Source organism: Methylorubrum podarium (assembly GCF_040270385.1).
Lineage (GTDB): Bacteria > Pseudomonadota > Alphaproteobacteria > Rhizobiales > Beijerinckiaceae > Methylobacterium > Methylobacterium podarium.
Window position 1 is genome coordinate 48,249 of the sequence record NZ_JBELQE010000105.1, and the last position, 26,206, is coordinate 74,454.

Annotated in this window: 21 protein-coding genes; 5 read left to right on the plus strand and 16 right to left on the minus strand. The window is 70.4% G+C overall.

The annotated features are described in order from the left end of the window. Positions 1-24: 24 nt before the first annotated feature. The 3 genes from ABS772_RS20725 to ABS772_RS20735 form a co-directional block, all read right to left on the minus strand. Entirely contained in the window at positions 25-3,060 is a 3,036-nt protein-coding gene (locus ABS772_RS20725; RefSeq protein WP_350396626.1) for a penicillin-binding protein 1A, read from the minus strand. A 232-nt stretch (positions 3,061-3,292) separates the two neighbouring features. Further along, complete coding sequence (locus tag ABS772_RS20730; protein ID WP_238254568.1) at positions 3,293-4,492, minus strand: flagellin N-terminal helical domain-containing protein; 1,200 nt, start codon at positions 4,490-4,492, stop codon at positions 3,293-3,295. Between the two features lie 182 nt (positions 4,493-4,674). Beyond that, positions 4,675-5,871, minus strand: a complete 1,197-nt coding sequence (locus tag ABS772_RS20735; RefSeq protein WP_350396627.1) for a flagellin N-terminal helical domain-containing protein — start codon at positions 5,869-5,871, stop codon at positions 4,675-4,677. A 204-nt stretch (positions 5,872-6,075) separates the two neighbouring features. Between ABS772_RS20735 and ABS772_RS20740 the strand changes: the two genes are divergently transcribed. Beyond that, positions 6,076-6,492 carry a flagellar biosynthesis repressor FlbT gene (locus ABS772_RS20740; RefSeq protein WP_350396628.1) on the plus strand — a complete coding sequence of 139 codons (417 nt, stop codon included), beginning with the start codon at positions 6,076-6,078 and terminating at the stop codon, positions 6,490-6,492. A 27-nt stretch (positions 6,493-6,519) separates the two neighbouring features. Here the strand turns inward: ABS772_RS20740 and ABS772_RS20745 are convergent, their stop codons facing one another. Further along, positions 6,520-6,735, minus strand: a complete 216-nt coding sequence (locus ABS772_RS20745) for a DUF3606 domain-containing protein (protein ID WP_238256033.1) — start codon at positions 6,733-6,735, stop codon at positions 6,520-6,522. A 99-nt stretch (positions 6,736-6,834) separates the two neighbouring features. After that, positions 6,835-7,989, minus strand: a complete 1,155-nt coding sequence (locus ABS772_RS20750) for an acyltransferase family protein (RefSeq protein WP_350396630.1) — start codon at positions 7,987-7,989, stop codon at positions 6,835-6,837. A gap of 444 nt (positions 7,990-8,433) precedes the next feature. Between ABS772_RS20750 and ABS772_RS20755 the strand changes: the two genes are divergently transcribed. Together ABS772_RS20755 and ABS772_RS20760 are read left to right on the plus strand one after the other, a co-directional pair. Continuing rightward, positions 8,434-9,825: a 3' terminal RNA ribose 2'-O-methyltransferase Hen1 gene (locus ABS772_RS20755; RefSeq protein ID WP_350396631.1), complete on the plus strand. Its 1,392-nt coding sequence runs from the start codon at positions 8,434-8,436 to the stop codon at positions 9,823-9,825. After that, positions 9,822-12,419, plus strand: coding sequence for a polynucleotide kinase-phosphatase (locus ABS772_RS20760; protein ID WP_350396633.1), 2,598 nt, complete (start codon positions 9,822-9,824; stop codon positions 12,417-12,419). The genes ABS772_RS20755 and ABS772_RS20760 overlap by 4 nt, the downstream gene beginning before the upstream one ends. 117 nt (positions 12,420-12,536) lie before the next feature. Here the strand turns inward: ABS772_RS20760 and ABS772_RS20765 are convergent, their stop codons facing one another. Continuing rightward, positions 12,537-12,914, minus strand: a complete 378-nt coding sequence (locus ABS772_RS20765; RefSeq protein WP_350396634.1) for an HNH endonuclease family protein — start codon at positions 12,912-12,914, stop codon at positions 12,537-12,539. A 201-nt stretch (positions 12,915-13,115) separates the two neighbouring features. Between ABS772_RS20765 and ABS772_RS20770 the strand changes: the two genes are divergently transcribed. Next, positions 13,116-13,544: a TIGR01244 family sulfur transferase gene (locus tag ABS772_RS20770; protein WP_350396635.1), complete on the plus strand. Its 429-nt coding sequence runs from the start codon at positions 13,116-13,118 to the stop codon at positions 13,542-13,544. Positions 13,545-13,560: 16 nt separating this feature from the next. Here ABS772_RS20770 and map read toward each other — a convergent pair whose 3' ends face one another. From map to ABS772_RS20785, 3 genes are all read right to left on the minus strand, one after another. Then, entirely contained in the window at positions 13,561-14,313 is a 753-nt protein-coding gene (map, locus tag ABS772_RS20775) for a type I methionyl aminopeptidase (protein WP_238256039.1), read from the minus strand. A gap of 88 nt (positions 14,314-14,401) precedes the next feature. Then, the gene (locus ABS772_RS20780) at positions 14,402-16,012 is read right to left on the minus strand and encodes a DHA2 family efflux MFS transporter permease subunit (RefSeq protein WP_350396636.1); all 1,611 of its coding nucleotides are present in this window, start codon (positions 16,010-16,012) and stop codon (positions 14,402-14,404) included. Then, the gene (locus tag ABS772_RS20785) at positions 16,009-17,241 is read right to left on the minus strand and encodes an HlyD family secretion protein (RefSeq protein WP_350396637.1); all 1,233 of its coding nucleotides are present in this window, start codon (positions 17,239-17,241) and stop codon (positions 16,009-16,011) included. Before ABS772_RS20785 ends, ABS772_RS20780 begins: the two co-directional genes overlap by 4 nt. A 269-nt stretch (positions 17,242-17,510) precedes the next feature. On the opposite strand from ABS772_RS20785, the gene ABS772_RS20790 reads away from it, so the two are divergent. Next, positions 17,511-18,152, plus strand: coding sequence for an HdeD family acid-resistance protein (locus ABS772_RS20790; protein WP_350396639.1), 642 nt, complete (start codon positions 17,511-17,513; stop codon positions 18,150-18,152). A 13-nt stretch (positions 18,153-18,165) separates the two neighbouring features. On the opposite strand, the gene ABS772_RS20795 is transcribed toward ABS772_RS20790, so the two are convergent. The 7 genes from ABS772_RS20795 to minC all read right to left on the minus strand — a co-directional run bounded on the left by ABS772_RS20795 (position 18,166) and on the right by minC (position 26,164). Then, positions 18,166-18,996, minus strand: a complete 831-nt coding sequence (locus ABS772_RS20795; protein ID WP_350396640.1) for a BKACE family enzyme — start codon at positions 18,994-18,996, stop codon at positions 18,166-18,168. Between the two features lie 29 nt (positions 18,997-19,025). After that, positions 19,026-20,381, minus strand: a complete 1,356-nt coding sequence (locus ABS772_RS20800; RefSeq protein WP_350396641.1) for a sigma-54-dependent transcriptional regulator — start codon at positions 20,379-20,381, stop codon at positions 19,026-19,028. Next, positions 20,371-22,251: a sensor histidine kinase gene (locus tag ABS772_RS20805; protein WP_350396642.1), complete on the minus strand. Its 1,881-nt coding sequence runs from the start codon at positions 22,249-22,251 to the stop codon at positions 20,371-20,373. Before ABS772_RS20805 ends, ABS772_RS20800 begins: the two co-directional genes overlap by 11 nt. Before the next feature lie 217 nt (positions 22,252-22,468). Beyond that, complete coding sequence (locus tag ABS772_RS20810; protein WP_350396643.1) at positions 22,469-23,368, minus strand: ABC transporter ATP-binding protein; 900 nt, start codon at positions 23,366-23,368, stop codon at positions 22,469-22,471. Between the two features lie 8 nt (positions 23,369-23,376). Further along, complete coding sequence (locus ABS772_RS20815) at positions 23,377-24,198, minus strand: ABC transporter permease (RefSeq protein ID WP_350396644.1); 822 nt, start codon at positions 24,196-24,198, stop codon at positions 23,377-23,379. Between the two features lie 12 nt (positions 24,199-24,210). Beyond that, positions 24,211-25,191, minus strand: coding sequence for an ABC transporter substrate-binding protein (locus ABS772_RS20820; RefSeq protein WP_350396645.1), 981 nt, complete (start codon positions 25,189-25,191; stop codon positions 24,211-24,213). A 232-nt stretch (positions 25,192-25,423) separates the two neighbouring features. Further along, positions 25,424-26,164, minus strand: coding sequence for a septum site-determining protein MinC (gene minC, locus ABS772_RS20825; protein ID WP_350396646.1), 741 nt, complete (start codon positions 26,162-26,164; stop codon positions 25,424-25,426). Between the last annotated feature and the right edge of the window lie 42 nt (positions 26,165-26,206).

Here is a 26,206-nt window from a genome sequence, read left to right on the forward strand (position 1 = left end):
GGGAGAGCGGCGAAGGGCGGCGCGTCAGTAGCCGGGGTCTTCGCCGAACAGGTAATCGGGATCGCGGCGGCGCTGGCGGCGGCGCGTGTCGCCGTCGTCGTCGAAGGGCGAGCCGAACGGCACCGGGTTGACCTGCCCGTAGCGGTCGCGGCCGGGCCAGGCCTGCGGCTCGTCCCGCCGGTCGCGGCGCAGGCCCCAGGGATCGGCGCTCCGATCGGACTCCGTGTCGGCGCTGCGCCTCTGGGCGAAGGGATCGCCGCTGTCGCGGCGCCCGCCCGGCAGGTTGCCGAAGAGGTCGCCGGCGACGTCCGCCCCGTCCTCGGCATTGCCGACATCGCCGTCCTCCGCGTCGGGGCGCATGGCGTAGAGCGTCTCACGGGGCACCAGCGCGTATTGCGTGTCGGCGACGCGGCCGTCCTTGAGCCGGAAATGCTCGACGAAGCCGCCGCCCGCGACGCGCTGGCCGCTCCGCGGCTCGATCGGCAGGTCGGCGATGAGCGCCTTCGCCTCCGGCGAGGGCGGCGCCAGCGGGGTGCGCGGCACGCCGTTGGCCCAGGCCGCCTGGAAGATGGATCGCGCGATCGGCACCGAGACGTGACCGCCGGTCTGGCCGCGGCCCAGCGTCCGGCGCACGCCGTCGGCGTTGTCGTAGCCGACCCAGACCACCACGGTGATCTCGTTCGAGAAGCCGGCAAACCACGCGTCGTTCTCGTTCTCCGAGGTGCCGGTCTTGCCCGCGACGTAGGGCGAGATGCCGGCGAGCGCCGCGGCGGTGCCGTGCTGGGTCACGCCCTGGAGCATGGTCTTGAGCTGGTAGAACGCGACCCGGTCGGCCGAGCCGATCCGCACCGGTGCCTTGTCGGGGTGGCTGTAGACCGACTTGCCGTCGCGCTCGATCGCCTCCAGCGCGTAGGCGCTCGGGCGCGCGCCCTCGTTGGCGATGGCCGCGTAGAAGCTCGCCAGATCGATCATCCGCACCGGCTGGGCGCCGAGCACGAAGGGATAGTAGCGCTCGCACTCGGCGTAGAGCTGGGCTTCGAGCGCGATATCGCAGACCCGCTGCAGGCTGTCGGGCGCCTTGGCCGCGATGCCGCCCTGGAGCAGGCGGGCGGTGACGAGGTTCTTGGAGAATTCGAGCCCGCGCCGGATCGTCGTCGCGCCGGAGCCGCCGCCGTCGTAGTTCTTGGGCGACCAGGAATCGCCGATCCCGCCGATCGGCGGCAGGGTCACGGCGGAATCCATCACCAGGGTGTTGGGTTGCATCCCCGCGTTCAGCGCGGCGAGGTAGGTCAGCGGCTTCAGGGTCGAGCCCGGCTGGCGCACGGTCTGCGTCACCCGGTTGAGCTGGCTCAGGGGATAGGAGAAGCCCCCGCTCATCGCCAGGATTTTTCCGGTGCGGTTCTCCAGCACGAGGGCGGCGCCCTGCACGGTCGGACGCACCCGCAGGTCGGCGCGCGGGCTGCCCTTGCCCTCGCGCAGGCGCACCCGCACCGCGTCGTAGAGCTGAAGCTTTCCCCGTGCCGGGCCGGCCTCCAGGCTGGCGACCCGGCCGTCGGGCAGGCCGACCTTGGTTCCGTTCTTCCCCGTCTGGAGCACCACCGCGAGGGGCCAGTGCACGTCGTAGAGCTGCGGCCGGGCGGAGACGAGCGCGCGCTGCCACGCGGGCTGCACCGCGGGCTTGGCCGGCGCCTTCGCGGCCGCCTTCCGGCTCCCCTTCTTCGTCTCGGGGGGCGGCACCGGCTCGGCGGCGGGTTCCGGCGCGGGCGCGGCGGCCTCGATGCGCTTCACGGCCTCGGCCAGATTCAGCTCAGGCCCCTCGTAGCGGGCGCGTCCGGTGCCGCGCTCGTAGGTCGCGAGCCCTTCCTGCAGCGCGCCTTCGAGCGCCGACTGCAGCCCGGCATTCACCGTGGCGCGCACGGTGTAGCTGGCGTTGGTGAGCGATTCGAGCCCGGCGAAGGTCCGCGCCTCGCGGGCCACGTGATCGACGAGGTAGAAGCCGGAATCCTGGCGCGCGGCGTCCGGCGGCTTGATGCCGAGGTCGGAGGCCATCGCCGTGTTCATCTGCGCCTCGGTGATCGTGCCCTCTTCCTTCATCCGGCTGAGCACGTAGGCGCGGCGCTCCCGCGCCCGTTCGGGATACTTGTCGGGGCTGTAGTAGTTCGGGCCCTTCGGCAGGCCGGCGAGCAGGGCGGCCTCGGGCAGGGTGAGCGCGCCCACCGACTTCCCGAACCAGCTCCGCGCCGCCATCTCGATGCCGTAGGCGCCGCGGCCGAGATAGATCCCGTTGAGGTAGAGCCCGAGGATCTGCGGCTTGGTCTGGAGCTTCTCCAGCCGCGAGGCCACGATCATCTCGCGGATCTTGCGCTCGTAGGTGACGTCGTCGCCCACCGACAGGTTCTTCACCACCTGCTGCGTGATGGTGGAGCCGCCGGCCGGGCGCCCCGGCGAGGCGAGGTTGCCGACGAAGGCGCGGATCACCCCGCGCTCGTCGATGCCGTGGTGCTGGTAGAAGCGCTTGTCCTCGGCCGCGACGAACGCCTTCTGCACGAGGTCCGGCACCGTGCCGATCGGCACCACGAGGCGCCGGCCGCGGGCCTCGAAGGTCTCGGAGAACGGCTTGCCCGCCCCGTCGAGGATCACGCTCGCGCTGGGGAGCTTGATGTCGCGCAGGGCTTCCGCCGAGGGCAGGTCCTTCACGGCGTTGTTGTAGAACGCGATCACCGCCCCCGCCTCGAACGGGGAATTGGCCGGGTTCTCGCCCTTGCAGAACTGCTTGTAGCTCGTGTTCAGCTCGGTCAGGTCGAGCCCGTGCAGGATCTTGGGCGCGTTGTCGCCCGCCACCGCGGTCGGATCCTCCATGGCGGTAGAGATCAGCTCGTCGAGGTTGATGTCCTCGATGTCGAAGGACTTGCGCATGTGGGCGCAGCCGTCGCGCAGGATCGCCACGACCTCCGCGCCGTCCTTGGCAGGGTCGAACTGGGTCCGCACCGCGTCGGGCCGCGTCGTGACCTGGGACAGGGTCAGCGCGGTCGCGAACAGCTTGATCAGGATGGCGTTCATCGAACCTGTGACAGACCCCGGCCGACACGCGAGGGACAGCGTGTCGGCGCCGATCAAGCGGCGCACAACGCGGCTGATTTATGGACGCGCGCGCCCGGACGCCATGGCGCGGACACGGGGGTGGGGATGCGTCGCCCGCCCGTGCGGACGCGGGGGCCCGCACGACGAAAAGGGCGACCGCTCGCGCGATCGCCCCCGAAACCCGCCCGCCTGCGGCGATCGATGCCGCCGATCAGCGCAGGAGCTGGAGGATGCCCTGCTGCGCCTGGTTGGCGAGCGACAGCGCCGAGATGCCCAGCGACTGACGGGTCGAGAGCGCCTGGGAGTTGGCCGCCTCCTCGTTGAGGTCGGCGTTGGTCAGGTTCGCCGCGCCGGTATCGAGGATATTGACGAGCCGCTTGGTGAAGTCCTGCCGGTTCTGCACCACGGAGAGGTTCGAGCCGAAGGTCGAGCTCGCCGTGCGCAGGGTGTCCGAGGCGCCGGTCAGGCTGGTCAGCGTCCCCTTGATGTCGGTGTCGAGCAGGAAGTTGCCCTGGCCGTTCGCGGTCGCACCGGAATTGCCGGTGATGGGATCGAGGTCGAGGCCGTCGGCCGTGAGATCCTGGCCCTGGACGTCGAGATTGGCGGTGTCGCGCTCGTTGAAGGCGATGTGCAGCTTGTTCGAGGCGTCGCCGTTGCTGATCAGGTTCACGCCGTTGAAGCTCGAATCCTTGGCGAGCTGCGTGATCTGGATCAGCAGGCTGTTGTACTGCTCGGCGAGCTTGTTGCGCGTCTCCACCCCCGAGATGGTCAGGTTGGCGCTGTTGCTCGCGGCCGTGTTGCCGGTGCCATACTTGTTGGCCGTGTCGGCGCCCCCTCCGGCCGTGAAGCCCAGCGCCGTCTGGCCGGTCGTCGATGCGAACTCGACCGCCGCGCTGGCGTTCAGCACGATCTTCTTGCCGGTCGTGTCCTTGGAGAACATCGTCGAGCCGGCCTGGGTGTTGAGCTGGGTGATGGCCGCGTCGATCGTCGAGCTCGAGGCGATGGTCGCCGTCTTGCTCGTGCCGTTGACGTAGAAGACGACGCTGGTCGCCGCCGAGGTGTTGGCGGCGAAATCGTTGGCCGCGGTGCCGGTCGTGGTGATCTGCGTCGACAGCGCCTGGTTGGCGGTGGATTTCGCCGAGTCGATCAGCTTCTGGATCGAGGTGATGCCCTGGTTGGCGGCCTGGATCGTCTGGATGCCGTTCGAGATCGAGTCGAGGAGCGAGCCGAGATCGCCCGAGCGGCTGCCGAAGGACTGCGCCGTGAAGAAGTTGACCGGGTTGTCGAGGGCGGACGAGACCTTGAGGCCCGTCGCCAGACGATTCTGGGTGGTGGCGGTCAGGCCCGCGGTGTCCTGCAGCGAGAGCAGGTTCTGGCGGGTGGCGGCGGAAAGCGTGACGCTGGAAGACATGGGTAACAACCCCGTTCAGATCGATACCGAACCGGCATTAGGGTTAATTGACCACATCTCGGGTTGCCGTAGCGTTAACGATCCTTTCCCAAGCCCAGATTCTTCGATTTTGAAATGAGAAAACGGCCGGGACAAGGTCCCGGCCGTTTCTTGTATGGCGCGCTCCGTCTCAGATGACGTGATCAGCGCAGGAGCTGGAGGATGCTCTGCTGCGCCTGGTTGGCGAGCGACAGCGCCGAGATGCCCAGCGACTGGCGGGTCGAGAGCGCCTGGGAGTTGGCCGCCTCGAGGTTGAGGTCGGCGTTCGTCAGGTTGGCCGCGCCGGTGTCGAGCACGTTGATCAGGTTCTTCGAGAAGCTCTGACGGTTCTGCACCACGGAGAGGTTCGAGCCGAAGGTCGAGCTCGCCGCGCGCAGGGTGTCCGAGGCCGAGCTCAGGCTGGTCAGCGTCCCCTTGATGCTGGCGTCGAGGAGGAAGTTGCCCTTGCCGTCCACGCTCGCACCGGAATTGCCGGTGATCGAGTCGAGGTCGAGGCCGTCGGCCGTGAGATCCTGGCCCTGGACGTCGAGGTTCGAGGTGTCCTTCTCGTTGAAGGCGATGTGCAGCTTGTTGGAGGGGTCGCCGTTGCTGATCAGGTTGGTGCCGTTGAAGCTCGAATCCTTGGCGAGCTGCGTGATCTGCGTCAGCAGGCTGTTGTACTGCTCGGCGAGCTTCTTGCGGGTGTCCACGCCCGAGATGGTCAGGTTGGCGCTGGTATCCGCAACCGTGTTGCCGGTGCCGTACTTGTTGGCCGTGTCGGCGCCCGCGCCGGCCGTGAAGCCCAGAGCGGTCTGACCGGCCGTCGACGCGAACTCGACCGCCGCGCTGGCGTTCAGCACGATCTTCTTGCCGGTCGTGTCCTTCGAGAACATCGTCGAGCCGGCCTGCGTGTTGAGCGTCGCGATGGCCGTGTCGATCGTATCGGTGGTGGCAATGCTCGCCGTCTTGCTCGTGCCGTTGACGAAAAAGGTGACGCTGGCGGCGGCGGTCGGGGCGGCGAAATCGTTGGCGGCGGTGCCGGTCGTGGTGATCTGGGTCGACAGGGCCTGGTTGGCGGTGGACTTGGCCGAGTCGATCAGCTTCTGGATCGAGGTGATGCCCTGGTTGGCGGCCTGGATCGCCTGGACGCCGTTCGAGATGCCGTCGAGCAGGCCGCCGAGATCGGTCGAGCGGTTCGACAGGTTCTGGGCGGTGAAGAAGTTGACGGGGCTGTCGAGGGCGGAGGAAACCTTGAGGCCGGTGGCGAGGCGGTTCTGGGTGGTGGCCGTCAGGTTGGAGGTGTCCTGCAGCGAGAGCAGGTTCTGACGGGTGGCGGCCGAAAGCGTGATGCCGGAGGACATGGGGGCGATCCTTGTGGGTCTTGATGCCGCCCTTTTGGCGACACCCGGACCCTCCACCCCGCGCCTTGCCGAGACCTTAATCCGACCGTCGGATTCGGGGGCTTTCGCCCGTCAAACGGGAAGCAGAGCGAAAGGCCCTGCGATCATGGTTAAGAAAAGTTCACCGCCTCTACTTCGTTTCGCCCGATCAAGGATTTGTTCACCATGGCTCTGCGCATCGAACTGAAGCCTCAGGAGCGGCTGATCATCAACGGCGCGCTGATCCGCAACGGCGACCGCCGCTCGGTCTTCGTGATCGAGAACCAGTGCAAGTTCCTGCGCGAGAGCGAGATCATCACCGAGACCGAGGCCGACACCGCCGCCAAGCGGCTCTGCGTCACGCTCCAGTTCATCTATCTCGCCGACAACCCGCCGGAGGCCGAGGATCTGTTCGTGCGCCAAGCCACGGAGATCATGAAGGCCTCGCCGAGCATGGGGCCCTACATCCTCGCGATCCAGGACGAGCTCTCGGCGCGGCAATATCACCGCGCGATCAAGCGCGGGCGCGAGCTGATCGCCTACGAGCGCCAGCTCCTCGACCATCTCGAGACGGGCCGCGGGACGGGCGCGCCGCAGGGCTGAGCGCCGCGCCGCGCGCGCGCTGCCGCTTCAGACGATGCCGGTCTTCTCGTAGGGCCAGGGCTTGCCGAGATGGGCGGCGACCCGGGCCGCGTCGGAGCCGACCGCCTCGACCGCCGCCTGCACCTGCTCCGCCGGCACCTCGAATCGGCGCGCCCAGTAGGCGCGGTCACGCGGCGCGTCGAGAACGACCTGGGCGGGATCGCCGCTGACCGCATGCCCCTCGTCGGACGCTTCCTGCACCATGCTCCGGTCCCTCCCGATCACGCCCGCACCGTCGCAGCGGGCCGTCAGGGACAAACCGGCGGGCGGGGCGGGATGGTTCCGGAGGCCGGGCCTTTCCGTTCACGCCTCGCGCGCGGCCACCGGGGCGGGCCGCAGGCGCGACGGGGCGGCCGGGGCGGGCACGATGTGGAAGGCGGCCGGGCGGCGGAACAGGAAGTCCAGGCGGGTGCCACGCACCAGCCGCTCGACGGCGAGCGGCACCGTCACGGCCACCACCGTGACGACCAGGCTCGCGAGCCCCACATCGAGGGCGAGATCGGGCTGCACCCCGTTGAACTTGGCGATCACGGTGCGGGTGAGCGCCATCGGCAGGAAGAAGCCGAGATAGATCACGATGGAGCGCTCGCCGCAGGCGCGCAGGGCGGCGGTCACCGGCCCGCCGGCGCGGGTCATCAGCGCGGCGAAGGTGACGATGGCCAGCGCGCCGACCGTGCCGAGCCCGAGGCTGACCACCGGCAGGCGCGCGAGCGTCGGCAGGCTCTCGATCCCCGTCGGCGTGTACACGAACACGGCCTCCGCCACGGCCCAGAGAGCGAGGCCCAGGACCGCCAGGCCCGCCCGCTCGCGCACCCGGTCGGCGAGGCGGAAGATCCACTCGGCGAAGAGGTAGCCGCCCAGGAAGTAGACGTAGCGCTCGCAGAACTCGTCGAGGAGTTCCGGCAGGCCGCTGGTCGGCAGGATCTGCAGCACGGCCGCCGCGACGAGCAGCACGGCCGGCGGCACCCGGCGGTGCAGCAGCTTCGTCACCACCGAGAACACGGCGAGCAGGTAGACGAACCACAGCGTCGAGTAGGGCACCACCAGCGCCTCGGCGAGGTGCCAGCCGAAGGCGGCGAGCTGCGCGGCCGTTCCCTCCGCCCCAGCGACGATCGACCCGGCCTTGAACAGCGACTGGATCACCACCCACAGCCCGTAGAAATAGGCGAAGTGGACCACGCGCCGATCCGCGAACAGGCGCCAGTCGCGGTCGATCACGCGGCCGAGGAACAGCCCCGAGAGCAGGAAGAAATCGGGGATCCGGAACGGCCTGGCAAATTCGACGACCTCGTGCAGGAAGCCCTCGCCGCCCAAAACCTCGCCGGTGCCGAGGGTCGAATGCATCATCACGACGAGGATGATGCACAGGCCCTTGGCGACATCGACCCAGGCGAGCCGGGCGGCTTCCTCGGGACGCGGGCGGAGGGGGCGTGTGGCCGCTTCGGGCGCTGCGGACATGGCGGGCGGTCCTGGTGCGGACGGGATCGAGCCGCGACCCTCGCACCCGACGGTTAAGCGCCGCTCAGCGCCGAGGAGCGATCGCGCCGCGCGGTTAATGGCCCGCCAAGGCAACCGATGGATTTTTCGCGAGTGGCCCGCGCTGGCGCGCACGACGAGCGCTTCTTTTCGGGCAGGGACACCGGCTCTGCCGACGGGACGACGCGCCTCGGGTCGCAAGCCGGCACACGTGCTCCGGCGAGACGCTGTTTGCCACCGCGGACCCTTGGAAAGTTCGTTTGCCGAAAGTCGCTTGGCCCGAAACGACCGAGCGTGGCGGAGGGCGGATCGGCCGCTTTCGAACGGGCATCTTTCTTGGACGGACGCCGCCATCCACGGCCACACCCTCTCGCAGATCGAAGAACGACGCGCTACACAACCGAACGTTTTCCTAGCGAGCGTCTTGTGTTCCTCTCCATCGCCACATCGCACCAGCCCGCGACCGATCTCGGATTCCTCCTGCACAAGAACCCAGCGCGCGTGCACGAACTCGACCTCGGCTTCGGTCAGGCCGTGATGTTCTATCCTGAGGCGACCCCGCAGCGCTGCGAGTTCGCGATCACGCTCGACATCGATCCCATCGCCCTGGTCCGCGGTCGCCAGGGCGGGGGCGACGGCCTTCTGGACCAGTACGTGAACGATCGCCCCTATGCGGCCTCGTCGTTTCTGAGTGTCGCGATCGCACGCGGCATCCGCGAGGCCATGGCGGGCCGGAGTCGGGAACGGCAGCCCCTTGCCGATACGGCGATCCCGCTCGACGCGGAGGTCGCGCCGCTCCCGGTGCGGGGGACGACGGACCTCGTCGGACGGCTGTTCGAACCCCTCGGCTACCACGTCGCCGTCACGCGCCATCGTCTCGATCCGGAGCGGCCGGATTGGGGTGAGGCCCCCTATGTGACGCTTCGGCTGTCCGGCACCGCGCGTCTTTCCGACCTCCTCACGCACCTCTACGTGCTGATGCCGGTCCTCGATGACCGGAAGCACTATTTCGTCGGCGAAGACGAGTTGCAGAAGCTGCTGGCGCGTGGAGACGGCTGGCTCGCAGCCCATCCCGAGCGCGACCTCATCACGGCACGTTATCTCAAGCGGCGGAGTTCCCTGATCAAAGCCGCGCTCGCGCAGCTCGTGCCGGACGAGGCCGGACCGGAGGGGCAGCTCGACCCCGCGCGGGGCGACGCGGCCGAAACCGTCATCGAGCGCCCGCTTCGTCTGCACGAGCGACGGCTGGACCGCGTGGCCGAATTGATCGCGCAGACGGGAGCACGGCGCGTGCTGGATCTCGGCTGCGGCGACGGCAAGCTGATCGCGCGCCTCATCCGCAATCCGGCCATCGCGGAGATCGTCGGGGTCGAGGTGTCGAGCCAAGAGCTGGCCCGTGCCGATGCCCGGTTCACCGATCTGCCGGAGGTGCAGAAGCGGAAGCTGACGCTCCTGCAGGGCTCGCTCATCTATCGCGATCTCCGCCTGCGCGGTTTCGAGGCCGCCGCCCTGGTCGAAGTGATCGAGCATTTCGAGTTGGATCGGCTTCCGCATCTCGAACGCGCGCTGTTCGGAGACGCGCGCCCTGCGACAGTGATCGTCACCACGCCGAACCGCGATCACAACGTGATGTTCGAGGGGCTGGCCCCCGGAGCGTTCCGGCATCCCGACCATCGCTTCGAATGGAGCCGTCGGGAGTTCCAGGGCTGGGCGCAGCGCGTCGCTGCGGAGCATGGTTACAGCGTGCGCTTCGAAGGGGTCGGCGACGCGCATCCGGAATTCGGTGCCCCCGGACAACTCGCGGTGCTGACGCGATGAGCGGAGAGATTGCCTCCACGGCGGGTCGGAAGATCGCCGTTCCCGAATTCTCGATGATCGTCCTCATCGGGGCGTCGGGCTCGGGAAAATCCACCTTCGCACGCCGCCACTTCCGGCAGACCGAGGTCGTTTCGTCGGACACCTGTCGTGGACTCGTCGCCGACGACGAGAACGATCAGGCGGCCACGCCGGATGCCTTCGCGCTTCTCCAGACCATCCTAGAGCTGCGCCTCAAGGGCCGCCGCCTCGTGGTCGTCGATGCCACCAACGTGCGGCCGGAGGATCGCCGGAAGCTCGTCGAGATCGCCCGCCGCTTCCATGCCCTGTCGGTCGCCATCGTGCTCGATCCCGGCGAGGATGTCTGCCGCAACCGCAATGCCGGGAGGCAGGATCGTGCTTTTGGTCCGCATGTCGTGCGCAACCAGATGGCGGCGCTCCGCCGCGGTCTGCGCGGACTGGCACGCGAAGGCTTCAGGCAGGTCCATCATCTGACGTCGGTCGACGAGATCGACAGTGCGGAGGTGAGCCGCCAGCGCCTGTGGACGGACCGCCGCGACGAGACCGGCCCGTTCGACATCATCGGCGACGTCCACGGCTGTGCCGACGAACTGGAGGCCCTGCTGGCCCGGCTCGGCTACACGGTCGAGCGCGGCCATGAGGACGGCGAGCCGCGCTATCGCGTCACCGCGCCCGCCGGCCGCAAGGCCGTCTTCGTCGGCGATCTCGTGGATCGCGGACCGCGGGTGGCGGACAGCCTGCGCCTTGCCATGGACATGGTCGAGAACGGCGTTGCCCTCTGCGTCCTCGGCAACCACGAGGCCAAGGTCGAGAAATGGCTGGCCGGTCGCGACGTGAAGGTCGCGCACGGACTTCAAACCACCATCGACGATCTCGCCCGGCAGAGCGACGCCTTCCGGGTGCGGGCGAAGGGCTTCATCGGCGGCCTCGTCAGTCACTATCTGCTCGATGGCGGTCGGCTGGCGGTCGCCCACGCCGGCATCAAGGAGGAGATGCAGGGCCGCGCCTCCGGCACCATCCGCGGCTTCTGCCTGTTCGGCGAGACGACAGGCGAGATCGACGATTTCGGCCTGCCCGTCCGACAGAACTGGGCGGCCGAGTACAGGGGAAGTACGAAGGTCGTCTACGGCCACACGCCCGTGGTCGAGGCGGCTTGGCTCAACAATACGCTCTGCATCGACACAGGCTGCGTGTTCGGCGGAATGCTCTCGGCCCTTCGCTACCCCGAGATGGAGATCGTCTCCGTCCCGGCCGCGCAGGTCCATTCCGAGCCGGTTCGGCCGCTCGCTTCCGCTGCCGCGCCCTCCGGCGCGATCAGCCGACAGGCCGAGGCAGACGATCTCCTCGACCTCGCCGACGTCTCGGGCAAGCGGATCATCACGACCCGGCTCCAGCCCTCCGTCACGATCCGCGAGGAAAACACGGCCGCGGCCCTGGAGGTGATGAGCCGCTTCGCCATCGACCCGAAATGGCTGATCTACCTGCCGCCGACCATGTCACCCTCCGAGACTTCGAAGGAAGAGGGCTTCCTGGAGCATCCGCGCGACGCGTTCGACTTCTACCGCCGCGAGGGCCTTCGCGAAGTCGTCGTTCAGGAAAAGCACATGGGGTCGCGCGCCCTCATGGTCGTCTGCCGCGACGCGGACGCCGCACGCGCGCGCTTCGGGGTGACGAGCGGCGAGATCGGGGCCGTCTATACGCGCTCGGGCCGGGCCTTCTTCAACGATCCGGCACGGCGCGACGCGGTTCTTGCGCGGACTCGCGATGCACTCGCCGCGACCGGCCTGTTCGATGAACTCGGATCGGAGTGGCTGCTGCTCGATGCCGAGATCATGCCGTGGTCGGCGAAGGCGCAGGCACTCATCTCCTCGCAATACGGCCCGACCGCCGCCGCCGCGCGGATCGGACTCGGTGCGAGCCGAGAAGCGCTCCGGCGCGCGGTGAGCGCCGGCCTCCCGCTGGACGATCTTGCCGCGAAGACGGCCAGCCGACTCGCCGGCGCCGAGGCCTTCGCCTCTGTCGTGCGTCGCTATGCCTGGCCCGTGGCCGGCATCGACGACCTGAAGATCGCGCCCTTCCATCTCCTGGCGAGCGAGAACCACGTCCACAGCGACAAGCCGCATTCCTGGCACATGGACCGACTGGTCCGGCTGGCCGAGGCCGACTCGCTGTTCAAGGTCACCCGGGTGCTCGGCATCGATCTCGACAGCGAGGCGGATGTCGAGCGCGGCATCCGTTGGTGGCTCGACCTGACCGCCGACGGCGGCGAAGGAATGGTCCTGAAGCCGGGCGAGTTTTTGGCACGGGGCCGGCGCGGGATCACGCAGCCCGCGATCAAGTGCCGGGGCCGCGAGTACCTGCGCATCATCTACGGCCCGGACTACGACAGGCCGGATCATCTCGACCGGCTGCGCCAACGCGGCCTCGGCGCCAAGCGCTCGATGGCCTTCCGCGAGTTCGCGCTCGGCCTCGAAGCCCTCGACCGGTTCGTCGCGCGCGAGCCTCTCCGGCGCATCCATGAATGCGTGTTCGGCGTCCTTGCACTCGAATCCGAACCGGTGGATCCGAGGTTGTGACCGTACGCTGACGCGGTCGGCGTTGCGGGCCAATTCGGTCCGCTTCCGGGCATGGAGCAGGCTTCCGTTCCCACCCGAACCGGCCCCGCAGCCCATCGAACAGCCGGCCTTCACCGCCTACCGCCGCGATCCGCCGTCGCCGCGCCGCGCGCGGGTCATGCGGGTGGGGGCGTGGAAGTCGTCGGGCTTGCCGCGCACCCAGTCGAGGAAGCGGGCGATCTCGGGGTCGGCGCGCAGAGCCTCGACCTCGGCCAGCCGGCGGGCGATCTCGGCCTCGCTGTAGCGGGCATGGATCGCCGAGTGGCAGATCTGATGGAGCCGGACGGTTCCCCCGTGGGTGCCGCCCTTCAGCTTCGGCGTGAGGTGATGCAGGCTCTGGCGCGCATGGGCCGGGATCGGCCGCTCGCAGAGCGGGCAGACCGGCAGGCCCGCCGGCTTCGGCCCGTGCGTCTCCAGATCGTCATCGCGCCAGCGACGGGAACGCCGCCCCACCACCCTCTGTCTCCGCTCGAGCCCCGGTCCTGCCGGGCGCGGGGGAAACGGGCCGGGAGGCCGCCCGGCTCCCGCCGCGGCCCCGCGTCACGGGCGCCGCCGCTGGAGCCCTCCGCCGTCCGGCCGGCGCCTTGTTGCGGCGGCGGGGGCAGGCTACCCCTGAGGGCGAGACACACCACGGGCGGTGGCACGGGGACGGGCAGGATGAAGCGGACACCCATCGATTCCAAGCTGTCGGTCGCCGGCCAGCCGAGCCTCGCGGAGATCGAGGCGCTCGGGGCCGAGGGCGTGAGCCTTCTCATCAACAACCGCCCCGACGGCGAGGAGTTGGGCCAGCCCGGCACGGCGGCCGAGCGCGCGGCGGCGGAGGCGGCGGGCCTGCGCTACCTCGACCTGCCGGTGACCGGCCCCACCCTCACCCGCGAGGCGGTGGAGCGCTTCCACGCGGCGGTCGAGGCGGCGCCGGGCCCGGTGGTCGCCCATTGCCGCAGCGGCACGCGCTCGCTGACGCTCTGGGTCATCGGCGAGGTGCTCGCCGGGCGCCTCCGGCGCGACGAGGTGGCGGCCCTCGGCACCCGCCACGGATACGACCTCTCCGGCGCCGAGCGCTGGCTCGACGCGAACGCGGCCTGAGACCGCCGCGACCGCGCTACGGGGCCGGCATGGTCAGGATCAGCGGCCCGTTGCGCGTGGCGACGACGGTGTGCTCGTACTGGACCGTGAGGGCGCTGGGCCGGCTGTAGAGGGTCCAGGGATCGTCGCCGTCCTCGGCGAAGTCGGCGCCGAGCGACAGGAACGGCTCGACGGTGAGCACCATCCCCTCCCGCATGATCCGGCGCTCGGACGGGTCGGGCCAGGTCGCGATCTCGGTCGGCTCCTCGTGCAGCGACAGGCCGACCCCGTGGCTCGCGAGGTTGCGCACCAGGGTGTAGCCGTTCTTGTGGGCGAAGGTGCCCACCGCCCGGCCGATCCCCGCGATCGGCTTGCCGGCGCCGACCTGGCGCAGGCCCGCCCACATCGCCCGGCGCCCGTCCTTGCACAGCCGCTCGACCGCGCGCGTCACCGGCGGCACGGCGAAGGAGGCGCCGGTGTCCGAATAGTAGCCGTCCTTCTCCGCCGAGACGTCGATGTTGACGAGGTCGCCGGGTGCGATCCGGCGCTCGCCCGGAATGCCGTGGGCGATCTCCTCGTTGACGCTGATGCAGGTCGCGCCGGGAAAGCCGTAGACCGTCTCCGGCGCCGAGCGCGCCCCGGCCGCCTCTAGGAAGGCCCGCCCGACGCCGTCGAGTTCGCGCGTGGTCATGCCCGGCTCGATCGCCCGGCCCATCACCGCCAGCGTGTCGGCGACGATGCGCCCGATCCGCTTCAGCCCCGCCAGCTCTTCGTCGTTCGACACCGTCATGTCGCCTCCCCCGCACGGCCGGAGCGGCTCCGGCCCCCGCGCTTGTGCCATCTTTGCCGAGCGTGGCGAAACGGCGTCCCGGTGCCGCTCAATGCGCCGCCGCCGCCCCGCCGCCGCGCTTCACGTTCTTCAGGATCAGCGCCAGCGGCACGAGGCAGGCGGTGAGGGCTGCCAGCACCCAGAACACGTCGATATAGGCCCAGTAGGCGACCTGCGTCGCCAGTTGCTGGCCGATCCAGGCGATCGCCTGGTTCTGCGCGTCGGGGCCGGCGAAGCCGTGCTGCTGGAAGTAGCGCGTCGCCTCGGCCAGGGTCCGCTGGTAGGCCGGGCTCGACGGGTCGAGCGTGTCGACGAGCCGGCTCTGGTGGAACTGGCTGCGGTCGGCCAGCACGTTCTGGGCGAGCGAGACGCCCATCGAGCCGCCGACGTTGCGCGCCACGTTGATGAGCGCCGAGGCCTGGTCGGTCCTGTCCTTCGGCAATCCCTCGTAGGAGGCGGAAGTCACCGAGAGGAAGATCATCGGCAGGCCGATGCCGATATAGATCCGCGACCACGCGAAGAAGCCGAAGGTCGTGTCACCGTAGAGCCGGGTGAGATCGTAGAGACCGAGCGACACGATGAGCCCGCCCGCGGCGATCAGCCATTTCGGCTGGATGAAGGACGAGACCCGGCCGATCAGGAACATCGAGATCACGGTCATGATGCCGCCGGGTCCGAGCACCAGCCCCGACAGGGTGGCGGTGTAGCCGTAATATTCCTGGGTGATCTGCGGGATGAACTGCGTGGTGGAGATCAGCACCGCGCCGGTGAACAGCATCACCACGAAGCAGGCGCTGAACTGCCGCCGCTTGAGGAGCCGGAGGTCGATGACCGGGTTCTTCGCGGTGAGCAGCCACGGGATCATGGCGAGGAACGCGACGAGGGTGATCGCGCCGAACACGTTCATCAGGGTCGAGGTGCCGAACCAGTCCTTGCGCTGGCCCTCGTCGAGGATGACTTCGAGCGAGCCGAGGAAGGTCGCCACCAGCAGGAAGCCGACGAGATCGAAGCGCACGCCGGTTGCCCGCAGGGCGCGGCGCTCGCGCTTGGCCGCCTCGCTGTCCTCGATCACGAGGGACATCAGCACCAGGGAGACGATCCCGATCGGCCCGTTGATCAGGAAGCACCAGTGCCAGGAGGCGTTGTCGGAGAGCCAGCCGCCGAGCGTCGGGCCGATCACCGGGGCCACCACGATGGCGACCCCGTAGAGCGCGAAGGCCTGTCCCCGCTTCTCCGGCGGAAAGGAATCGGCCAGGATCGACTGCGCCAGAGGGGCCATGCCGCCGCCGCCGAGCCCCTGGAGCACGCGGAAGAACAGGAGCGATTCGAGGCTCCAGGCGAAGCCGCACAGGATCGACGAGAGCGTGAACAGCGCCACCGACCACATGAAGAAGGCCTTGCGGCCGTAGCGCTTGGCGAGGAAGCTCGACGCGATCAGCGTGATGGCGTTGGCGACCAGATAGCTCGTCACCACCCAGGCGGACTCGTCGGGCCCGACCGCGAGCGCCCCGGAGATGTAGCGGAGCGCCACGTTCGCGATCGTCGTGTCGAGCACCTCCATGAAGGTCGCGAGCGCCACGACGAGGGCGACGATCCACGGATTGTGGCCCCCGGGCGCCTTGTCTCGGCCTGCGGGGGCTTCGGCGGCCGACGCGCTCACCGCACGTGGGCTCTCGGCACGACCGACATGCCGGGACCGATCGCGACGTCGCCCGGCCAGTCGTCGACCACGATCTTCACGGGGATGCGCTGCGTCACCTTCACGTAGTTGCCGGTGGCGTTCTGGGCCGGCAGCAGGCTGAAGGCCGTGCCCGAGCCCGGCTGCACCGAGGCGATCCGGCCGGTGACCTTGCGGTCGGGATAGGCGTCGATCGCGACATCGACCGGCTGGCCCGGCCGCATGTCGGTGATCTGCGTCTCCTTGTAGTTGGCCGTGATCCACTTCTCGTCGGGCACGAACATCGACAGGCTCTGCCCGGCCTGGGCATATTGGCCGACGCCGCCGGTGAGGCGCACCACGCGGCCGGCCTGCGCGGCCTTCACTGTCGTGTAGCCGAGGTTGAGCCGGGCTTGGTCGCGCTGGGCCTCGGCCTGGGCCCGCTGCGCCTCGGCGCTGGCGCGCTGGGCCTGGAGCGAGCCGATCTGCTTCTGGGCGGCGACCACGTTCGCCCGGGCGCTCGCCAGCGCGGCCTGACGCTGCTCAAGGGTCGAAGTCGAGGATTGCGACTGCTGGATCGTGCCGGCGCCGCGCTCGGCGAGCTTCTTGTAGCGGTCGGCATCCTCCTCGGCGAAGGTCAGCGCCGCCTGCGCGGTCTCGACCTGGGCCTTGGCCACCTCGACCTGCGCCTTCTGCGCCTCGATCTGCGCATCGACGTTCCGGATCGAGGCCTGCGCCGCCTGGACCTGCGCCTCGGCCTGTTCCAGGGCGACGCGATAGTCGCGCGGATCGATCTGGAACAGCGTATCGCCCGCCTCGACATGCTGGTTGTCGGTCACCGGCACGGCGACGACGTAGCCGCCGACCTTGGGCGCGACGGAGAAGCTGCGGGCATCGACGAAGGCGTCGTCGGTGGTCTCGTAGGGGTGCAGGGCGATCAGCCAGTAGGCGTAGCCGGCCGCGCCCAGGACCAGCACCGCCAGACCGCCGAGGACGAACCACCAGGGATGACGGCGCAGGACGCTCCCGCGCCTCCTCTCGGGTTCCGCGCCGGGATCCGACGCATCGGAGGCTTCGTCCGCATCGGCGGATCCGCCCGAGCCGGGGGCGTCCTTGCGGGCCTGCGGCGGACGATCCGCTCCGTCGCCCGCCGCGGCGTCGCGCCCATGCGCCGCGTCGGACCGGCGCGCGGGCGCGACGCCCGGCTCGGCCTGCCGTTGATCGTCAAGCATCGGGGAAATTGCCGAAGGAGGACCGGCCCGACGGGGCCAAGCCTCGGGTGAACCCACCTCGGTTGCAGAAGACGCGAACGGGACCGAAGTTCCATCCGTTGCGGCGACCGCGGAGGCCGTGTCGACGGCCGAAGGCAGAGGGGACAGCGGCGCAACCGCCGGAACGCCCGGCGCGACGCTGCGTTGCGGCAGGAATGGGACGTTCGCTCGCGGGCGCGACGGTCCGGCTCCGCCGCCGTCCGGCCCGTCCTTTCGGAGGAGTGTGGTCGATGGCTGGATCGTCCGAGACATCCGGGGCGACGAGCCCGTCCGGCGTGCCGCTGACCGGACCGGCGCGGCTCGATGCGATGAGTGCCGTGCTGGCCCGCAACTGGTGGCTCGTCGCCCTGCGCGGCCTCCTCGCCCTCCTGTTCGGGATCATCGCCTTCGTCGCGCCGGGGGCCTTCGTGCTGTCGCTGGTGCTGTTCTTCGCGGCCTACATGCTGGTCGACGGCCTCTTCGGCATCGTCGCCGCGGTGCGGGCGGCGCAGCGGCACGAGCGCTGGGGCTTCCTGCTCGTCGAAGGCCTGCTCGACATCGCGGTCGGCGTCGCGGCCTTCCTGGTGCCGGCCGCCGCCGTCTGGGCCTTCGTGCTCCTCGTCGCGGCCTGGGCGATCCTCTCCGGCGGCCTGATGATCGCGGCGGCCTTTCGCCTGCACCTGCATTACGGGCGCTGGTGGCTCGGCCTCGGCGGCGTGATCTCGGTGCTGTTCGGGATCGCGCTCCTGATCAATCCCGGCATGTCGGCGCTGGTGCTGACGTGGTGGCTCGGCGCCTACGCCGTGGCCTTCGGCGTGATGCTGCTGATCCTCGGCTTCCGCCTGCGCTCCCGCCACACCGAAGCCGGCCGCCCGCTGCCGGCCGCACGGTGACGGCCGGACGCGATCAGGCCATCATGGCCCGCGCCGTGTCGGCATCGGCCAGCGGCCGGCCGAGCAGGGCGGCGCCCTCGGCGGCGCGGCGGATCTGGGCGGCATTGCTCTCGGCCGGACGGCCGTCGGGGGCGAGGAGGCTGTTCTCGAAGCCGACGCGCACATGCCCGCCCAGGGCCGCCGCGGCGAGGGCGCAGGCATTCTCGCGGGGGCCGAAGGCGCAGATCGCCCAGAGCGGCAGCCTTTCCCCTGCCGTAGCGAGGAAGGGCAGCAGGTCGGCGGGCCGCGAGACCTGACCGGGCGTGTAGCGACCGAGCACGAACAGGGGAAAATCCCCGCCCTCGCCCAGCACGCCGCGCGCCTTGAGGTCGGCGTAGCGGGTCACCTCGTCCGGGGCGTAGAGGATGACCTGGAGGCGGACGCGCTCGGCCCTCGCCCAGGCGAAGAACGCGGCCGCCTCGGCCTCGGCGGCCGCGTCCGGCACGATCTCGCGCAGCGCCAGCGAGACCGCTTCCGGGCGGGTCGCGCGCACCACCGCCATCTGCTCCGGGCCTTGGTAGCGTCCCGCGGCTTCCGAGGTGATTTGCACCACGAGGCGGTCGCCGACCTCGGCGCGGATCGCGGCGGTCACCGCGCGATAGGCCTCGGCGTCGAGGAGATGGCGCCCCTGCGCGTCGCGGACATGGACGTGGATCAGGGCCGCGCCGGCCTCCGCGACCTCGGCGGCGGTGCGGGCGATCTCCCGTTCCGTGATCGGCAGGGCCGGATGGTCGGCCCTGGTGCGGGTGGCGCCGTTGGGGGCGTTGGCGAGGATGAGCGGCGGCCAGCCGGCGTCCTGGGTCATGGTCGGGAGGTCTCTCAACGGAAAGAAGGTCAATCGCCCGCGCTCAGGCCGAGGCGCCGCATGCGGTCGGAGAGGGTCTTGCGCGGCAGGCCGAGCGCCCGCGCCGCCTCGGCGATGCGCTGGCCCGAGGCCTTCAGCGCATCCTCGATGACGAGGCGCTCGACCCGGTCGAGCAGGGCGTCGAGCCCCGGCGCCGCGTCGGGACCGCCGGCGAGATCCGGGCTGAGGAAGCCGAGCACCGCCCGCTCGGCGGCGTTCTTGAGTTCGCGCACGTTGCCCGGCCAGTCGGCGAGCATCAGCGAGCGGCGCAGCGACGGCGGCACCTCGATCACCGGGCGCTGATACTTCACCGCCGCCTGGACGAGGAACAGCTCGAACAGGAGCGGGATGTCCTCCCGGCGCTCGCGCAAGGGCGGCAGGGTCAGCGTCACGACGTTGAGGCGGAAGAACAGGTCGCGGCGGAAGCGGCCGGCTTCCGAGAGCGCGTCGAGATCCTCCTTGGTGGCCGCCACCACCCGCAGGTCCACCGGCACGCTGGTGTTCGAGCCGAGGCGCTCGACGCGCCGCTCCTGCAGCACGCGCAGGAGCTTCACCTGGAGCGCCAGCGGCATGCTCTCGACCTCGTCGAGGAACAGCGTGCCGCCGCTGGCATGCTCGACCTTGCCGATGCGGCGCTTGCCCGCTCCCGTGAAGGCGCCGGCCTCGTGGCCGAACATCTCGCTCTCGAACATGCTCTCGGGGATGGCGCCGCAATTGACCGCCACGAAGGGCTTGGCCGCGCGCCCGCCCCCCTCGTGCAGGGCGCGGGCGACCTGCTCCTTGCCCGCCCCGGTCTCGCCGAGCACCAGCACGTCGGCGGCGGCGGAGGCCAGGGCGGCGACGTCCTCGCGCAGGCGGCGGATCGCCGGCGACTGGCCGACGAGGCAGCGCTCCACCGCCCCCTCGCGCGCGTCGCCGCGGCCGAGGGCGTCGCGCAGGCGGCGGTTCTCCATCACCAGCGCCCGCTTCTCCAGGGCGCGCCGGACCACCTCGACGAAGGCGTCGTTGACGAAGGGTTTTTCGATGAAGTGGTAGGCGCCCTCGCGCATGGCGGCGACCGCCATGGCGATGTCGCCGTGGCCGGTGACGAGCACCACCGGCAGTTCCGCGTCGCGGCGGCGGATGTCGGCGAGGAGGGCGAGCCCGTCGCTGCCCGGCAGGCGCACGTCGCTGACCACGACGCCGGAAAACTCGCGGCCGATGGCCGGCAGGGCCGCCTCGGCGCTCTCGAAGCTCTCGACGGCGAACCCGGCGAGCTGGAGCGCCTGCTCCATGGCGAGGCGGACCATCTCCTCGTCGTCGATGAGCACGACCCGCGGGGCGGCCGGCCCGGCCTCAGGAAACATGGCTGATCCTCTGGCGTGCCCGCTCCGGCGCGGGCGTCCCGACCGCTTCCTGAGCCGTCTCGCGCGCCACGTCCATCACGAGGTCGAAGGCCAGCCCGCCGCCGGGCATCGGCCGGGGCTGGAGCGTGGCGCCGAATTCGCGGGCGATGGCCAGCGAGATCGGCAGGCCGAGGCCGAGCCCCTCCCCCGCCGGCTTGGTGGTGAAGAACGGATCGAAGATGCGGCTGAGCGCCGCCGCGTCGAGGCCCGGCCCGTTGTCCTCGACGCTGAGCACGACCTGCCCGTCCCCGGCCCAGGCGCGCACCGCGACCTCCGCGCCCGGCCGGCCCTTGACCGCGTCGAGGGCGTTGCCGACGAGGTTGATCAGCACCTGCGACAGGCGGATCGGCTCGAACACCACCCATTGCGCCGCCGGGTCGAGATCGGTCGTCACCCGCGCCCCCGCGTCGCGGATGCGGGCGGAGAGGATCGCGAGGCTCTCCGAGACGGCCACGCCGACATCGACTGCGACCCGTTCCGTCCCTGAGCGGCGGGAGAAGCTGCGCAGCTGGCCCGTGATCTTGCCGAGCCGATCGACCAGGGAGACGATGCGGGCGAGGTTGGCCGCGGCCTCCGCCTCCCGTCCCTGGCGCAGGAAGGCCGAGGCGTTGTCGGCGAGCCCCCGCAGCGCGGCGAGCGGCTGGTTCAGCTCGTGGGTGATGCCCGCCGCCATCTGGCCGAGCGTGGCCATCTTGGCGGCCTGGACCAGCTCGCCCTGGGTCTCCCGCAGGTCGCCCTCGGCACGGGTCCGCTCCTCGATCTCCCCCGCGAGCCTGAGATTGGCCGCGCTCAGGTCGGCGGTGCGGGCCGCGACCTTGGCCTCCAGCTCGCGCTGCGCCGCGCGGTTCTCGCGCACCCGCCGCAGGTGCTGGCTGCCGTAGAGGCCGATCAGGCCGAGCACGACCAGCGTCAGGATCGCGCCGACGCGGGCGCTGCGCCCGGCGATGGCCACCGGCGCGGCGTCGGCGAAGAGCAGCAGCGTCCAGCCATAGGCCGACACCGCTTTCTCCTCGAACAGGGCGCGGCTGCGCGGCACCACCTCGGAATGCTCGACCAGGGGCGCGCCGCCGACCGTCTCCGCCCGGCCGAGATCGATCGGCGGGTAGGTCTCGCGCCCGTACTGGCGCGTGCGCGCCATCTGCGCGCGGGCGGCCTCGTCGAGGGGCTTCGTCGCGTGGAACTTGAGGGCGGGGTCGGAGGCGAGGAAGACGATGCCGTTCTCGTCGGCGACCAGCACGCGGTCGGTGCCCTCGCGCCAGATCGCCTCCAGCGGATCGAGGCTGACCTTGGTCGCCACCACACCGCGCACCGCGCCGTCGATGATGACGGGGGCGCTGATGAAGTAGCCGGGCACCCCGGTCACGGTGCCGATGGCGTAGAACCGCCCGGTGCGCCCCGCCCGCGCTTCGGTGAAGTAGGGCCGGTAGGAGAAATCCTGGCCGACATAGCTCTGGGACGTCTCCCAGTTCGAGGCGGCGATGGTCAGGCCCGAGGGGATCAGCAGGTAGACGACGCCGCCCCCCGCATCGCGGCTCAGCCGCTTGAGATAGGCATTGACGGTGGCGACCTGCGCCGCGTCGTCGGGCGCGGCCAGCACCTGCCGGACCCGGGGGTCGAGGGCGGCCGCCGCCGGCAGGAAGCCGAAGCGCTCGATCGCGCCCTCCAGGGTCTGCGCGTAGATCTCCGCCCGCTGACGGGCGTCGGCGGCGAGGCTCGCGGCCACCCGGTCCTCGGCCACGTCGCCCGCCTTGATCACGACGAGGAGAGCCGCGACCGCGAGGGCGGCGAGAAGCAGGACGCGCACGGCCTTGGCGTGGGGGAAGGGCGTCACTCTCATGGATCAGACGAGGCTTTGCGCCGCCGTCATGCGTGGCGGGCGGGCTCGGAGCCTAACATGTCGGCGTCGCGCTCTGGATTGCTTCGCCTGCCGGCTCGCAATGACGGAAAGGCAACGCATGCTCCGTCATTGCGAGGCAAAGCCGAAGCAATCCAGCGGCACGCCGGCGGCCGATCTCGCGCCGCGGCCTGGAAAGCCGCGGCGGCAATGCTCAATCCGTCGTCAGCCCCTTCATCTCCACCTCTTCGAAGCGGTGCTGCTCGGCGGTGACGAGGGCCGAGAGGTCGCGCTTCAGGGCGTTGAAGGCGGCCGAGGCGCTGTCGCGCGGGCGCGGCAGCTCGACCCGGATGTCGCGCTTGATCGTGCCGGGGCGGTAGGTCAGCACCACGATGCGGTCGGCCAGATAGATCGATTCCTCGATCGAGTGGGTGACGAACACGATGGTCTTGCCGGTCGCCGCCCAGATGCGGAGCAGCTCGTCCTGAAGCGAGCGGCGGGTCAGGGCGTCAAGGGCGCCGAAGGGCTCGTCCATCAGCATCACCGGGCTGTCCAGCGCCAGAACGCGGGCGATCGCCACCCGCTGGCGCATGCCGCCGGACAGGTCCTTGGGGAAGCGGTCGCGGAACTCGGCCAGCTTGAGCATGTCGAGGAGTTCGGCCACCCGCGCCTCGATCGCGGCGCGGCCCATGCCCTTGATCTCGAGACCGAAGGCGATGTTCTGCGCCACGCTCATCCAGGGGAACAGCGCGTATTCCTGGAACACCATGCCCCGGTCGGGACCCGGCTCGGCGACCGGACGGCCCTCGACGGTGATGCCGCCGCGGGTCGGGTGCGAGAAGCCGGCGATGGCGTTGAGCAGGGTCGATTTCCCGCAGCCGGAGGGGCCGAGCAGGCAGACGAACTCGCCCCGGTTGACGGTGAGGTCGATGTCCTTGAGGGCGACGACCTCACCGCCGGGGACGGGGAAGACCTTGTCCACGCCGGTGACCACGATGTGGGCGGCGGCGCGGGAGGGGGCGTGGGAGGCGGCGGCCAGGGGCGGCGCGGCCGGCCCGGCGACCGGGACGGCGTCCTGCGTGACGGCGTCGAGGGGATGCGGTTGCACGGACATGGGCTGCCTCACGATTCCAGGCCGCGGTGCCAGCGGAGCAGGTGGTTGTTGAGGCGGCTCACGCCCATGTCGATCATCAGGCCCAGCGCCCCGATGGTCAGCATCCCGGCGATGATCTTGTCGGACCAGAAGTACTCGCGCGCCTCCAGGATGCGGAAGCCGAGGCCGTTGTTGACCGCGATCATCTCGGCCACGATCACCACGATGAAGGCGGTGCCGATGCCGATCCGCGCCCCCGACAGGATGTAGGGGGTGGCCGCCGGCAGGATGACCCGCCGGAAGATCGTCATCCGGCTGGCCCCGAGGCTGCGGGCGGCGCGGATGTAGATCCCGTCCACGTGCCGCACGCCGGCGATGGTATTCATCAGCACCGGGAAGAAGGCGCCGATGGCGATGAGGAACACGGCGGGCGCGTTGCCGAGTCCGAACCACAGGATCGAGAGCGGGATGTAGGCGATCGGCGGGATCGGCCGCAGCACCTGCATCAGGGGGTTGATGTGGCGGTAGATCAGGTCGCTCGAACCCATGAACAGGCCGAGCGGCAGGGCGAGCCCGGCGCCGACGGCGAAGCCGACGACCACCCGGTAGAGCGAGGCCAGGGCGTCGTGCAGCATCTCGCCCGAGAACAGCCACGCGAACCAGGAGCCGTGCGCCGGGTCATAGGCTTCGAGGGGGGCGAGATAGGCCCACCAGCGCACCGCGACCGCGGCGGGCGAGGGCAGCACCATCGGGTTGACGAGCCCGGCCGTGCAGGCGAGCTGCCAGATCACGAGGACGGCGATGGGAACCGCGAGGCCCTCGGCCAGGGGTTTGAGACGCGAGGCGTTCACGCGACGTCCTCCTCAGTTCGTGCCGGCGGAAGCCTTAGCGGCCTCCAGCAGGTCGAGCTTCACCCAGTCGGCGGCCTTGGCGGGCTTCGACATCTTGCCGATGCCGTGCTCGGCCATGACGTCCGTTGTCTTCTGGATGTGGTCGGCGCTCATCTCCAGGGTGTAGGGCGAGTTGGCCAGCGCCTCCTGGAACTCGGGGCCGGTGAGCTGGCCCTTGAACACGTCCTGCGTGACGAAGGTCTCGGCGACCTTCGGGTCGTCCATGAAGGTCTTCTGCGCCTTGACGAAGCATTCCATGAACTTGGACGCGACCGCCTTCTTGTCGTTGTAGAACTTCTCCGTCATCACCAGGGTGCGGATCGGCGAGCCGACCGGCGTGTCGTAGGGCTTGAGCACCTCGACGCCGAAGCCGCGGGCGATGGCCTGGGCCGATTGCGGCTCGGTCTGCATGATCGCGTCGACCTGCTTCTGCAGCAGCGCCTGGTTCAGGTCGGGATAGCCGAGATAGATCAGGTTGACGTCGCGGGCCTTCAGGCCGTGCTTGGCCATCTCGGCGCCGAGCAGCACCTCCTGGATCGAGCCGCGGGTGACGCCGACCTTCTTGCCCTTGAGGTCGGCCGCCGACTTGATGCCGGATTCCGGCGTCGCCAGCAGGCGGGCGCCGCCCTTGGCGAAGCCGCCGACGATGTAGACGGGCGCGCCGTTGCCGCGGGCGGAGATCACCGCCTCGGAGGCGGTGGCGCCGACATCGAGTTCGCCGGCGAGCATCGCCTGCATGATGTCCGGGCCCTTGGCGAAGATCTTGAGATCGACGGTGATGCCGCAGTTCTTGGCGATCTCCTTGACGTAGGAGACGCCGGCGAAGTGGGCGAGCTTCAGGTTGCCGACCCGCACCACCTCCTGCGCGGAGAGCGGCAGCGGCGCGAGCACCACGGCGGTCGCGGCGGCGAGGATCGCGAGACGGCGACGCGTGAAACGGAGGCGTTCGAACAAGGGGCTTCTCCCGGATGGCCCGGCTCTGCGGCCGGTGCGGATGGCCCATTCCTTTTGCAGAGCGCATGCCAGCCATGCAGAAGGCGCCCGAATCCGCGCAATCGCCTGGGTCGCAAGAGGTTTTTTGAAGCGGCTGGCTCAGGGCCTACCGGAAGAAGCGGCGGATTTCCGCCACCCGGCCCGACGAGGCGGCGAAAAACCGCCGCCGGCAGGGCACGCCGGATCCGCGGCGTCAGTCGAACGGCACGAGGACGATGGCGTCCCCTTCGAGCCGGGCCTGGACGGCCTGCCCCCAGCGGGCGCCGCCGAGATCGTCGGCGGTCTTGTAAAGGCCGTCGATGGCGATGAGTTCCGGCTCGAACTTGCGGGCGAGGATGCGCGCGCCCGGATCGCCCACGGCGCCGGCGATGGCCCGGCCGCGCAGGGCGCCGTAGACGTGGATCGAGCCGCCGGCGATCACCTCCGCCCCCGAGGCCACCGAGCCGAGCACGGTCACGTCGCCGTCGAGATGCTGGATCACCTGCCCCGAGCGCACCGGCGCGTCGAGGACGAAGGAGCGCGGCCGGGGCGGGGCCGGGGGCGCCACCAGGGCCGGCGCCGACACGTGAGCCGACGCGGCGGGCGCCTCGGCCGGCGTCGCCGCGCCGGGCTCGGGCGGTGCGATGTCCTCGACCGGCTTGCCGCCCACCAGCGGCGGCGGGAAGCCCGGCCCGAGCGAGGTCGGGCCGATGCCCTCGATGCCGAGGATGGTGATCGAGCGCCGGTTCAGTTCCTCGCAGAGATGGGCGAGGTCCGAGCGCTCGAAGCGCAGGCCGGTCACGTCGAGGATGATCGCCCGCACCGCGAAGAAGGCGGGCGCGCGCTGCTTCAGGGCGTCGAGCTCGGCGAGCCACTGGTCGATCGGCGGCACGGGGGCCAGCACCATCGCCAGGAAGGAGCGGCCGCGGAAGCGGATCGGGGGACGGTCGGTCACGGGTTCATTCGCGGCGAGGGGATCATGCCGGACAGCTTATGG

Excerpts from the sequence above, each read along its gene's own strand:
- ABS772_RS20725 (WP_350396626.1), bottom strand. The coding sequence starts at position 3,060 with ATGAACGCCATCCTGATCAAGCTGTTCGCGACCGCGCTGACCCTGTCC.
- ABS772_RS20730 (WP_238254568.1), bottom strand. The coding sequence starts at position 4,492 with ATGTCTTCCAGCGTCACGCTTTCCGCCGCCACCCGCCAGAACCTGCTC.
- ABS772_RS20735 (WP_350396627.1), bottom strand. The coding sequence starts at position 5,871 with ATGTCCTCCGGCATCACGCTTTCGGCCGCCACCCGTCAGAACCTGCTC.
- ABS772_RS20740 (WP_350396628.1), top strand. The coding sequence starts at position 6,076 with ATGGCTCTGCGCATCGAACTGAAGCCTCAGGAGCGGCTGATCATCAAC.
- ABS772_RS20745 (WP_238256033.1), bottom strand. The coding sequence starts at position 6,735 with ATGGTGCAGGAAGCGTCCGACGAGGGGCATGCGGTCAGCGGCGATCCC.
- ABS772_RS20750 (WP_350396630.1), bottom strand. The coding sequence starts at position 7,989 with ATGTCCGCAGCGCCCGAAGCGGCCACACGCCCCCTCCGCCCGCGTCCC.
- ABS772_RS20760 (WP_350396633.1), top strand. The coding sequence starts at position 9,822 with ATGAGCGGAGAGATTGCCTCCACGGCGGGTCGGAAGATCGCCGTTCCC.
- ABS772_RS20770 (WP_350396635.1), top strand. The coding sequence starts at position 13,116 with ATGAAGCGGACACCCATCGATTCCAAGCTGTCGGTCGCCGGCCAGCCG.
- map (WP_238256039.1), bottom strand. The coding sequence starts at position 14,313 with ATGACGGTGTCGAACGACGAAGAGCTGGCGGGGCTGAAGCGGATCGGG.
- ABS772_RS20785 (WP_350396637.1), bottom strand. The coding sequence starts at position 17,241 with ATGCTTGACGATCAACGGCAGGCCGAGCCGGGCGTCGCGCCCGCGCGC.
- ABS772_RS20790 (WP_350396639.1), top strand. The coding sequence starts at position 17,511 with ATGGCTGGATCGTCCGAGACATCCGGGGCGACGAGCCCGTCCGGCGTG.
- ABS772_RS20795 (WP_350396640.1), bottom strand. The coding sequence starts at position 18,996 with ATGACCCAGGACGCCGGCTGGCCGCCGCTCATCCTCGCCAACGCCCCC.
- ABS772_RS20800 (WP_350396641.1), bottom strand. The coding sequence starts at position 20,381 with ATGTTTCCTGAGGCCGGGCCGGCCGCCCCGCGGGTCGTGCTCATCGAC.
- ABS772_RS20810 (WP_350396643.1), bottom strand. The coding sequence starts at position 23,368 with ATGTCCGTGCAACCGCATCCCCTCGACGCCGTCACGCAGGACGCCGTC.